General features: G+C 52.0%; 8 protein-coding genes. All 8 read right to left on the bottom strand.

The genetic code is table 11. The features are described 5' to 3' along the window. Positions 1–167: 167 nt before the first annotated feature. Positions 168–1,193 (bottom strand): dienelactone hydrolase family protein, encoded by a 1,026-nt coding sequence (locus KJW29_RS04520; protein ID WP_214628902.1) that lies wholly within the window; start codon positions 1,191–1,193, stop codon positions 168–170. Between the two features lie 106 nt (positions 1,194–1,299). Continuing rightward, a complete protein-coding gene (locus KJW29_RS04515; protein ID WP_246608583.1) occupies positions 1,300–4,077 on the bottom strand; it encodes a glycosyl hydrolase family 95 catalytic domain-containing protein in 2,778 nt (925 codons plus the stop codon). Continuing rightward, positions 4,061–4,264 carry a hypothetical protein gene (locus KJW29_RS35960; RefSeq protein WP_246608582.1) on the bottom strand — a complete coding sequence of 68 codons (204 nt, stop codon included), beginning with the start codon at positions 4,262–4,264 and terminating at the stop codon, positions 4,061–4,063. Before KJW29_RS35960 ends, KJW29_RS04515 begins: the two co-directional genes overlap by 17 nt. Positions 4,265–4,324: 60 nt before the next feature. Beyond that, positions 4,325–4,504, bottom strand: coding sequence for a hypothetical protein (locus KJW29_RS35955; RefSeq protein ID WP_246608581.1), 180 nt, complete (start codon positions 4,502–4,504; stop codon positions 4,325–4,327). Continuing rightward, positions 4,501–4,947, bottom strand: a complete 447-nt coding sequence (locus KJW29_RS35950) for a glycoside hydrolase N-terminal domain-containing protein (RefSeq protein WP_246608580.1) — start codon at positions 4,945–4,947, stop codon at positions 4,501–4,503. Before KJW29_RS35950 ends, KJW29_RS35955 begins: the two co-directional genes overlap by 4 nt. A gap of 41 nt (positions 4,948–4,988) precedes the next feature. Next, positions 4,989–5,906, bottom strand: a complete 918-nt coding sequence (locus KJW29_RS04505; protein ID WP_214628901.1) for a glycoside hydrolase family protein — start codon at positions 5,904–5,906, stop codon at positions 4,989–4,991. A 46-nt stretch (positions 5,907–5,952) separates the two neighbouring features. Continuing rightward, the gene (locus KJW29_RS04500; protein ID WP_214628900.1) at positions 5,953–7,509 is read right to left on the bottom strand and encodes a glycoside hydrolase family 43 protein; all 1,557 of its coding nucleotides are present in this window, start codon (positions 7,507–7,509) and stop codon (positions 5,953–5,955) included. A gap of 202 nt (positions 7,510–7,711) precedes the next feature. Then, positions 7,712–11,863 (bottom strand): LamG-like jellyroll fold domain-containing protein, encoded by a 4,152-nt coding sequence (locus KJW29_RS04495; protein WP_214628899.1) that lies wholly within the window; start codon positions 11,861–11,863, stop codon positions 7,712–7,714. Between the last annotated feature and the right edge of the window lie 131 nt (positions 11,864–11,994).

Here is an 11,994-nt window from a genome sequence, read left to right as displayed (position 1 = left end):
GATAGATTTCCTGCAAAGGATGACAGATATCGCGAATAATGACTAGCACCAAATCGTAACGAAAACCTCAATATTGCATGTTCATCCCGCTCAAAAGCTTAAAATTTCACAATCTTAAGAAATCGCGGTTTGGTCTGCGCACGAGACCATGTTACGTTGGATATTTATTAGGTAAGTGTCTCTTTTAACCAATCGTAGGCTTGCCTTCCGCTAATTTCATGAACGCCCGGGAAAACGTCTGCAGCCAAGCGATCACTGGCTCCTTTTGACTCATAAATTTCGTGAATGGCAGATGCTGCGCGTCTAAAGCCCTCAACAGGAAAGATCGGATCCCTCTCACCGGACTCCAAAAACAACGGACGGGGGGCGATTAATCCGATGAGCTCAGGAAGCTCTGCATGACGAAGAATGCCCGGCGTATAATTATCAATACAATGATGCACAGCCAAAATACTGTCTTTAAACGTGTTAGTAAAGCCCGTCAACACAGTCGCACGAATGCTTGGTCTAAGAATAGACGTGATGAAAGCAATTAATCCTCCACCGGAGAAACCCATCACGCCGATTCGTTCTTTATCTACTTCCGGTCTACCTGCTAGATACGCATAAGCTCTAAGCGATTCTGCAACTCGAAGTCCCGTCAACGTCTTGCCTAGCATCATAAGCTCAGTCGATAATCTGTAACAAGAGCTCGGCGCATTGGGATTGACCGCCAAATCCGCATGCAGCCGACGCTCGCCGAAGCCGATCACATCGGGTGCAATGACCGCCATCCCTCGACGCGCAAGCTCCAAAGCAAAATGCTGGTGGATGCCCGGCACCCCGCTATCGGGCGAACCATCTGGCAAGAGGCCTACAATTTCGCGGCTGCCATAGCCGTGTCCATGCAACGCCAATACGCCAGGAAGAGCCCCTTCTGCATGTTTTGGCAGAAGAATATAGGCGCCAAAGCTTAAGCCCGGCGTCGCGGAAAGCTCAATCCTTTCCCGAATATAATCATCCAGCTCCACACGCTCCAGAAGCTTAGGCCTGAATGTCGCATTTGGCGCAAAGGAGCCTATCAGCTCCTGCAAGGCTTCCTTCAACATTCTGCTGCGTTCGTCCGAGCCCACCGTTGCTTTATGATTCTGATGTTGTTCGATAGCCTCATTGTACAACTGCTCCAGCAGACTATCTCCATTCCATGAATACATCTTCAACTCACCCCATGTCATTATTACTCCGTCTAGTTTATCTCCTCACTCTATTCGCCGAAATGACGATATTTTACGATAGGTATTAATTATAACTCGATGCAAGTTATCTATTGGGTAGAATCAATACCACTCTAACCTCATTACCTGCACTTAGCGGAATACGGAGATAGCTGCCAAGTTCATCGCCGTGAACCTCTGCTTCCTTGCCGTTGACCATTCCTTTTATCCAGGACAGGCCGGCTCTCACTTTAATCCCGTTATGAACCGACACGGATTGCAAAGTAAAGGTGATGACGTTGAAGTCCCAAGATAACTCTTTAACCTCTACCCCGGCTCTTGCCATAAGTCCAGTTATCGCCCCCGATCTCCATTCGGAAGGCAGTGCCGGAAGAACTTCGATTTCCCCGGTATTCGAATATAGCAATGCTTCGTTCACGGCTCCAAGCGTACCGAATAAGGTATCCGTACAATAGCAGTCATTTCTTCTGTTTGTGTCATGGTCTGTCATCAAGGATGTGTAATAACCGGAATCCGTCATCATCGGCAGGAGGGAAGAGACAACGCCGTCGCCGTCCTTTAATCTGGCGCAGACCAGGGCCTTATGCATCCAGCCGTGACCCGCTGTCGCGTCCGACGTATTGTATTGATTCCTGTTCTCTACAGCGATAATGGCAGCCTTCCTCAATTCCATATTGTTCTGCGTTTCATACGCAGGCCATGCCGGATAGAGATGGCTCAAATGGCGGTGATTGTTGTTCTCCGCATACTCATTCATCGCCCATTCGCGCAGCGCGCCGTCCTTGTCCAGCTTATATTCCGGCAGCAGCTCCAGCAGAGCCTCCCATTTGCCGACGGCTGCTTCATATCCTTCGCGCTTAATCGCCTTTTCAATCGCGATGGTCATCTTCAGTCCATCCCGAGCCGCCGATATATCCATGGTGGCATTGGCCGTTATCGTACTGTTGTAGCCGATCGGGTGATTCTCCGGCGAATAGGTAGGGATCAACAAATATTTTTCGCCTGGATTCAACTGCGTCTTGCCCCTCTCATAGCAAGCATTGCCGCTTGGATCCGTATAGTACTCCGGCGTACAAAGCTGTTCCCAGAAATTGGCCTGCTTCGTAAGCAGCGGCAGCAAGATATCTTGCTCCAAATCCAGATAACCTTTGCGGACCAGCTGCGTGAATTCCTCATTCGTCAGTCCCCCGTCCCTTACGCCGAGAAGCTTCTTCAGATCATGAATCCTCATAGCGGGTTGGATCGAAATCTGCCGGTTGCCATAACATTGCCAATATTCGAAGATTGGAAGCAGGCACCAGCTTGCGCCGGCATTCCAATATTGGAAGGGATAGTCGTTGTCGTACTCCACTTGCATCGCGCGGTCGCCGTCGGAGTTGACCGACACTTGAATCGCATCATGCATTCCATAAGACATTCGCGCATTGTATTCGAAATCCGAAGTGTTGCGTAGGAAGAATGCGATAAATCCAAGCTGAGCGAATGTGAAATGGCCCGTGTTCATGGGAGAAATCTGCAAATTCACGTTGGCATCAAGCGTATAGATCGCACGCCAGCCAGGGTTCCACTCCCCCGTCCACATCCCGTACAGCCGCGGCGCGCTTGAACCGCTGCAGCAGATCAAGGCATAACGCCCCTGGTTGTAAACCTGCTCCATGAAGGCGTGATTAATTCTGGATTTCGATTCCTTCTGCGCGTTGATAAGCGTCTCGTTGTCCGCTTCCTTGCAATCATCGTCGCCCTCAAGCGTAAATCGTACGGCATTAAATTCTTCGGCATGTTTCGCGGCATGCGGCGCGAGGGCGGCCTCATAATCGAAATGACCGGAACAATCTTGATATTTCGCGGCTATGGCATTCGTATGATGGAGCAATCCATCGACAATAGGGTAATGAATGCTTCCGGCAAAATCTTCGATATTCCCCATATCGAATGATCTGTTCGATTGCGTGATGAGATAGACGGCGTCGGCGCTGGTTACCTGAATAGCCGGATTTTGAACTTCCCCTACGTTCAGAGGGTCATTCGTGTTGGCCAGCTGCACCCGCTTCTTGCTCCCATTCACGACAATAACCCGCGTAAGGCCCGCGTATCCTCCGTCCTTCAGCTCGCTGCCCGGATAAGATGGATAATGGGCAATCTGTGCGATATAATCGGCATTCGGGTCCGCCAGCTTTTTGTATTGGAGTTCATTCATCCCGTTCCCGGCTTTGTACATGCCCGAAATGTCATCGATAGAGATCGTCATGTTGATCTTTGCGCCGGCGGAGGAACGTTCAATTTTCGTAACCGAGACATTATCTTCTCTGGAAGTGAACGATGTCCGAATCCACTCGCCGAATTCGTCGGCATAACGCACGCCGGTTTCGGCTGTCTCATAATTCGTCCATCGCTTATATTCGGTAACCGTCCCTCTATTCGCCATGTTCAGTCTGAGCTGGTGTCCCGGATGATAGGCGTAGAAGAAGGTTCGTTTTCTGGTTCTTCCGTCCGCATGGGTAATCTTCCATTGATCGTTCAGCTGGAAGACATTCCGTCTCGCATCATCAAGCTGTCCCGTTAATTCTTCCGGTATCTCTCTCGGATCCGGGGTTGGAAAGTTGAACCACATATATTGAAAAATAATGCATTCCGAATACGGCGACCCCGACAGAATATAACCGTTCTCGCCGTTTCCGCTAACCATCCCTTCCCGCCACGCCTGTCCTGGATCTGTAGCCGGTACCTCTGTGTAGGTTCGGGCATAATTCCCTTTCCTGTACAATCGTTCAGCATTCTCCGACAAAACCATTCTATTGCTCTCCTCTCTCATTATAATCGCTTTGACGCCTCCATTATGGGCGATGTTAGCCTTTCCGATCACCGAACGACGCCTTGGATAGCTCTGCTAACAGGACGTATCGCTTGCCGCTTTCCACCTGGAGCCGTTCCGCCGCCATGATGCAGTTATCGAACAATTCGCCGATCAGTGAAAGATCCATGGTCGCCGCGGCGCCTACGGCTTGATACCCGCCGCCAACCCGGAAATACCCTGTTGAACAGCTTGCCATGATTGTCCACATGACGGTTTCGAATATCCGTATAATCCATTTCGCATATAACCTGACTCCCTAATGCGGTTGCTTGGCCCGGATCGCGATCGGGGTTGCTCGCCCCGAGCCCGTGGTCAAAGCTTGTCGCCGCGCAGAAAACAAGGTAGCGGCTGTAGCGCCGGTGACATGCAGGCCGTCCGCATCCACCCTCATCGTCCCGCCTTCATGTACGGCCGCCAGACGCCCGTGGAACTTCAAGCCTTTCGACGTCCCATAATCGCCATAACGCAAGGGATGTTCCGCATCGCGGTAATTGGGTTCGACATGCTCCGGAGCCACGCCGGAAATCGTGTAGTGATCGCCGACGTATAACGAAGCGGACTGTCCAGCTTGGCACGAAAGCTCAGGAATCCTTCCCTGTCCGCCGTTAATCGTACTACAATCGCAGGTCCCATCATTTCCTTGCAAAGCCGTCCCGCTTCCTCATACTTTGCTTGCGCGATGAGCTCTCGCACTTTCGGCAGCGCCGCCTTCGCCCCCGGATTATTCCAATGCCCGGGGAAACCCGACCATAACGTATCTTCATTCAAAGCGATCCGTTCCTTCTCAATACCTCCGAAGACCATCGCGCCTAACCTTCCGTTGCCAACTGGAAGCGCCTTTACCCAATGGACGGCTGGGGACTGAAACTGAATATGCATAGGGCTCTCATCCTCTTCTCTATTATTGGAATGTACTTCTATTACTCATCCGCTCCAAGATGCAACTCAAACTCCATGTCGCGATCGCAGATCAGCACTCCGTCCACAACCTCCAGCCTGGCCGCCTGAAGGGAGGAGCGGCGCCATTCATAGTTGTTCGACTCTTCATGATGCCCGTTCACTCGGCCGGGATGAGTGAAATAAAAGATATACCCTTCTTCTCCCTGCACGACCACATCCGCGTGAAGGCCAATCGTCCCGTCATCCTCGCGTTTCCCAGGCTGATCGAGAATGAGACCGTTTCGCTCCCATGTCGTAAGATCATCGGAACGGAACACGCCTTGTCCTCTCCACTCGTCCACGATCATCCAATAATAGCCGCCCAGGCGGAAAACATTCGGTCCTTCATGGCCTCTTTCGGTGATCACCGGACCAATCGGCTGCCATTCATACAGATCCTTGCTCTCGGCCGCATAGGTATGATTCCGCTGCTTAAACCACATTCGGAACATGCCGTTCGGCAGCTGGTACACGCAGGCATCGATCACGTTATCCTCGCTGATCCCAAGTGTGGACCGGAACTCCCAACGAATCAGGTCAGGGCTTGTATAATGCCGGATACGAGCCTTGCCTGTCCAATCAACGGGCACGCCGTGGACGTAAGTAACATACATATGGTACAGCCCGTCATGCCAGATGATCTCCGGCGCCCAGAACGTATTTCTGCCCCATTCCGTTTCGAGTCCTTCCAGAATTCCCCGATATAACCAGGACGATCCGCCATCCGATGAAGAAGCAACGCCGAGATCGGTGCCATGCACCCATCCGAATCTCGGCCCATCCCGCGTTGCGCGGCGGTTCGTATAGATCATCCACCATTCCTTGGCCTGCCGATTCCATATGACTACAGGATCCGCCGCACCGTCATAGATGGGATCCCTGAATAATGGCGATCTCATTCCTTACCCACTCCTTCATATCATGTTGTTCGAGCGTCTTGCGCCCTCATCTTGCTCCTCCAATGTCATAACAAAACTGATCTACATCGATATAACCCTGCTCGCTCTCGGTGTTAAAGCTGTATACCCCGACCCGGTCTCCCCTGTAATGGCCCCAACTCAGCTGATAGGCGTCTCCAAAGCTCTCGAACTGCATCCCGTCGACGCTGTATTCGAACCGGCTGATTCCTTCCATGTTCCATATCGACCTTAACCAAAGGTCGGTTCCTGTTAATTTCGGGCCCCACATGACGGTTCCCGAGTTGTTGAACTTCAGAATCCTTATCCCGTTCAGTTGTTGAACGCCGATCGTACAATAGGTTTTCGCAAAATGGCAAAGGCCCGCTTCTTGCCCGTCCGCCATGCCGCCCATCTCTAGTTTTGCCGTTGCTTCGTTATGAACGGTTCTGAACGTTCTTTGCGAAAGGACGTTGCATATGGCGAAAAAATTGTCTTTGTCGATTGGTTCGCATGCATGCAGGCGCAAATAGCCGGGCCGTTCCGTTAACGACCACTTATCGGCTCTTGGCTGATGGTTCCATTCCCAATAAGGTTTAAGATCGTCTCTGTCAAAATCGTCGGATGTGGAAAGCACCGTAGCGGGATGCCCGTTAATCGGCTTCCTGCCCCCCCATACCATCTCTCCGACTCCATCGCCGTCCGTATCTTCTCCGATGATCGGCCAACCGTCCACCCATGTTACGGGCAGCAAGTGCAGCGGCCTGCCTTCGTGTGCGCCCGAACCTTGATGGCTAATGAAGTACCAATCCCCGGAGACCGTCTGGACAAGTCCGCCCTGATTCGGTTCCCGGTCTATTTCCTTGCCGTGCGTATGAATAATTTCCTTCTCCTCATAAGGACCATAAATATGCTCTGACCTTAACATCATGACATCCCGGGCTTCAACGCCTTCCCGAGCGCGCACCTCGCTGTGGAAGAAATAGTAGGTTCCGTTTATTTTGTAGAGCTTATTGGCTTCGCTCCCTTTGTATTGATGGATAATTCTATCGCTGTCATGCAGCAGCTCTTTGCCGTCTTCGCTAAGCTTAATCAAATGAATATTGTAGTTATCGGCGAAATGGGTGGCAACCAGGTAACCTTGCCCGTCATCGTCCCAGAATGGACAGCAGTCATCCCATCCGGCCACCTCCCAAACCCGATGAAGCGGCTCCCAAGGTCCAGCAGGATCGGCTGCCGTGCTCATAAACAAGCCTTCGTCGGGCGTGAAGAAATACACCCAATATTTATCGTTGTGGAACCGAATGGCGCCGGCCCAAACGCCTCTGCCGTAACGATTCATGCGATCGTAATTATATTCCGGGCCGATGCTTGTCAAATCCTGAACAACATGTCCGATCATGCTCCAATTCACCAGATCTGTAGAATGCAGCACCGCCATCCCGGGAGAGCAATGCAAGGTAGAGGAGATGGCGTAATAATTATCCCCGACCCGAATGGCATCCGGATCGCTATAATCGCCCGGCAAGATAGGATTGACATAGGTGCCGTCTCCTTGATCTCCCCAAGCTCCCTTCTTCGATAATACATGGTAATGATCATTCATAACCGCTTCATCCTTCCCAGGTACAATTGAATCCCACAGATACGATAACCGACTTTCCCCTTTCGACTTTAATACCAAGTTTTGTAGTGTTCAAGTTCTCGTTTTGTCTAAATGCCGATTGATGGTTTTTGAACCTGTTCAAAATATCACTGAAAAGGTTGTTTTTCCATACCTTCGCTTCATACACGAAAGAACGGCCGCATCAATTTCCTGCAAGGGCAGCAATCTCGCCGGCAGAAAGGGCTTGGTTATACACCCGGAAGTCATCCACCCGCCCGTCGAGGTAAGGGTTAGTCGAGTACTGGGAGCGTCCGATCCAGTTTTGAGCGGTGGCTCCCAGATCGGACGGTTTAAGAGTCATCGCGGTATTTTGCCCGACTTGAACGCCGTCCACGTAGAGAGTACCCGTTGTGCCACTTAAGGCGACGGCCACATGATGCCAGCCGCCCGTAGGCAGCGCCGACTGTCCGTCCATGATTTGTTCGCTCGAACCGTTCTTCTTGATCGCAAAGCGGATTTTACCGTTTGCTCCGTTCTTCGGCGTGAGGAACATATTGGTCGCGGTCCCGGACCCGAAATCGAAAATGCGCGACCAGTTGTTAATGCTATCCAGATTCGCCCAGGCCGCTATGGTGATGGCGTCTGCGCCGGAGACAATAGCGGAAGGAAGGGCCATATAACCGTTTGTTCCGTTTAGCTCCGCTGCATTGCCAGCCTTGCCTGTCGTCCAGGCTGCGCCGCCATTCATCGTTCCATGTTTGAAATTTCCTGAAGCGTCTGCCGCTGTATTCCCGCTGGATTGATCGAATTTATACCAGGCGATCATGCCGGGTGCGGCAAGCGCAGCGATCTCATCGGCAGGAAGCGCTTGGTCATAAATACGGAAGTCATCCACCCGTCCGTCGAGATAGGGATCCGGGTACTGGGAGCGGCCGATCCAATTCTGAGTGGTAGCGCCCAGGTCGGACGGTTTATGGGTCATCGACGTATTGGTTCCCACCTGGGAGCCGTCCACATAGAGAATGCCGGTCGAACCGTTTAACGTGACGGCCACATGATGCCAGCTTCCCGTCGGCAGCGCCGATTGCCCTTCAATTATTTGTTCGCTTGAACCATTGTTCTTGATCGCGAATCGAATTTTTCCATTGGCTCCGTTTTTCGGCGTGAGGAACATGCTGGTCGAAGTTCCGGAACCGAAATCGAATATGCGCGTCCAGTTGCTCGCCGCGTCCAGATTCACCCATGCGGCAATAGTAAGCGTGTCGGTCTCGGAGACAATACCGCCAGGAAGAGCAATATAGCCGTTCGATCCTGCCAGATCCGCAGCGCCTCCGATTTTACCCGTCGTCCAGGCTGTACCGCCATTCATCGTCCCATGCTTCCCGCTTCCGGATGCATCTGCAGCTGAAGCTCCGGTTGTTTCGTCAAGCTTATACCATGATAGGAGGCCTGCGACCGGCATGCCATCGGTTGTTGCGGAGGCAATGGCCGACATGTCCGATTCTCCTATTGCATTCACTGCCTTTACCTTGAAATGATAGGCAGTTATCGGCTTCAATCCCTGGCTGGTATACGTTGTTCCAGTAATCACTTGATTATTCGCCTTGGTATAGACGGCATTCTCCGCCAAAGAGTCGGAGATGTACACGTTGTAACCCGTTGCTCCCGTTACGGCCGGCCAGCTTATGTGAATCGATCTATGGTCTGCAGCCGCAGCCGTCACATCTGTCGGTGCTGCCGTTACGGTTCCCAAAGTTTGTCCGTTCATCACGCTCGTCACTTCCGATGAACTTATCGCGCGGTTATAGATTCTGAAATCATCCACTCGTCCATCGAGATACGGGTCGGCGAATTGGGAGCGTCCGATCCAGTTCTGCGTCGTAGCGCCCAGATCGGACGGTTTGATCGTCATGGACGCATGGCTTCCCGCTTGAACGCCGTCAACATAGAGCGCGCCGGTCGAGCCGTTCAACGTGACGGCCACATGATGCCAGCCTCCCGTAGGCAGAGCCGACTGCCCTTCAATGATTTGCTCGCTCGAATTATTGTTTTTGATCGCAAATCGGATTTTGCTATTGGCCCCGTTTTTCGGCGAAAGATACATGTAAGTGGAAGTTCCCGAACCAAAATCGAAAATGCGTGACCAGTTGCTCGCCGTATCCAAATTGACCCAAGCCGCGACAGTGATCGTGTCGGCATCGGAGACTCCGCCGGGAAGCGCGATATAGCCGCTGCTTCCCGCAAGATCCGCGGCGTTGCCGAATTTGCCTGCCGTCCAGGCCGTACCGCCATTCATCGTCCCGTGATTGCCATATCCAGATGCGTCTGCGGCTGAAGCTCCGCTCGTAGCGTCCAATTTGTACCAGGCTTTTAACGCGGCGTCGGCGATGACTTGTACGGTTGCCTGATAAGCTTGACCGTTATAGGTCGCGGTAATCGTAGCCGTACCCACGCTTATTCCTGTCACCAAGCCTGCCGAATTGACGGTTGCCACAGCCGGATCGGAAGAAGCAAAGCTCGCTTGGCTGTTAAGAACCTGAATGCTTCGGTCCGGGTGAATGACCCTTAATACGGATTGATGCTTATGATGGACAGGAAGAGAATAACGGATTACATCGAAATCCGGAATGCCGTCTCCCCCCGTTGTCGCCGATACATTGGCAAACGTTGATCCCCCGGATACGCGGACCTTATAAAAGTAAGTCGTATTGGGGGTCAAGCTTGTATCGCTATAAGACGTTGATGTAACCGGCGCGCTGTTCATCTGGGTATATGTTCCGTTTTCTTCCGTGGATCTGTAGATGTTGTAACCGAGCGCTTCCGGTACGGCCGTCCACCTGATGTTGATTGCATTCGAGCCAGCCGCCGTTGCCGTCAGTCCTGTTATATTCCCCAGAATGATCCGATTGCTCATCCCATCAGTCTTGGCTGCATCGGGCGTATACAGCAGCGACGCCAGCGGATAATCCTTTCCCGCCACCTCCGGCATTCTGGTTTCATAGGCATAGGCCAGGTATTTGAATTTTTCCCGGGTCATATCCTGTCCTTCGATATATTTATAATAGTTGTATAGAACGCTGTTGAACCCATCGATTCTGCCTCTTTGGTCCGGATTGATCCCCTCAAAAATTTGACCGGCATAGCTTTGGTTGGCAACTGCTGGCGTCCATGGCACATCATATCCCTGATGATACTTCAGCGCATACGAAGTCCCTTCCAACAGTCGATCATCGAGGAAGTTGAATGGATTCACCGCATTGGCGGCAGTGGAAATGGTTCCATTTACCGGGTCAACCCTTGTCCCCTGAGCGTAGATGGTCTGCGCCAATGTTGACAGTCCGGCGATATTGGCGTAAGCATGTCCCACATCGCGGCCCATCTCCATTAACTGCACATGATAATCCGACGGGTCGAGCGGCTCTCCCGTCATTTCATTCGTCTTCATCCAGCGCATTTCATGTTTGATCGAGCCGTTCCTTCCCCCATCATCGCCCGCAGCGTTCACCATTGTCGCTTCGACTGCCTCCGCGTACAGCTCCAGGTCATTGGTAAAGATCGCCCGCGCCATCGTTCCCATAACCGTAAACTGATGCTGGTTCATGAAGAAAGAATGAGGGTTATAGGTGACCGAGCAAAGCTCCATCATGTTTGTCAAATTCTGAGTATCGGTTGCCGTCCATTTCAGACTGGCCGTCTGGGTATCGGAATAGCGCATAATCTCGGCAGCCGCCGCGAGCAAATATGTCATCGTCGCAAATCGAAAGCTCGTATGAGGAGCAACGGACTGGATGCCGGAATATGCTCTAATGATATACATCGCGCTGGAACGGTACGTCTCGTCGCCGGTTATATACCACATAATCGCTTGCTTGAAAGCGACCAAAGCATCCGTATTCGCGCGCGTCCCCACATAATCGCTTGGGTCCGCCCAATATTTGCCGTTCGCATCGGTAAAGGCCCACGGTCCGCGGATATTAACGAACAGATCATTCCCGGCTTCATATAGGATCCTTGGATTCGGTCTGGATTGCGGATCGGCGGCAAACGCCTCGAACGCCGTATTCCAAGGCTCGTCCCCTGCTCTTACATGGTCGCGCATATTGTCCAGATCGGCGAGCGACATGGCAATGCCCGGGTGATGGATCGTTGCCGACACCGTGTTTCCGTTTGCATCCGTATAGGAGGCAAATACATTGGCACTTACCGCCTGCGGCTTGTAAGAAGTAATCAGCGGAGAAACAGCCGCATTCGCCGTTTCCTTCCCTCCAAGGCTTGTAATGGTCATCGCTAGCGTAAAACAAAGAAGATAGACAAAAACATGTTGGTAGCGCTTTCTTAATGGTTTAATATTCATTCTTATCCCTCCCTCTTATTCTTGTTCTTCGTTACTGCCGCTGCAGCCAGTCAGTGTTTATCCCCACTCTTTCTCTATTCATTTCCAAGAAGCGAAGCCCCCAATTCAGAACGAAGATTCGATTGGAGGCT

Source organism: Paenibacillus agaridevorans, assembly GCF_018604145.1.
Taxonomy (GTDB): domain Bacteria; phylum Bacillota; class Bacilli; order Paenibacillales; family Paenibacillaceae; genus Pristimantibacillus; species Pristimantibacillus agaridevorans.
Note: the sequence above shows the minus strand (reverse complement) of the source record. Positions and strands in the feature narration are given on the sequence as shown.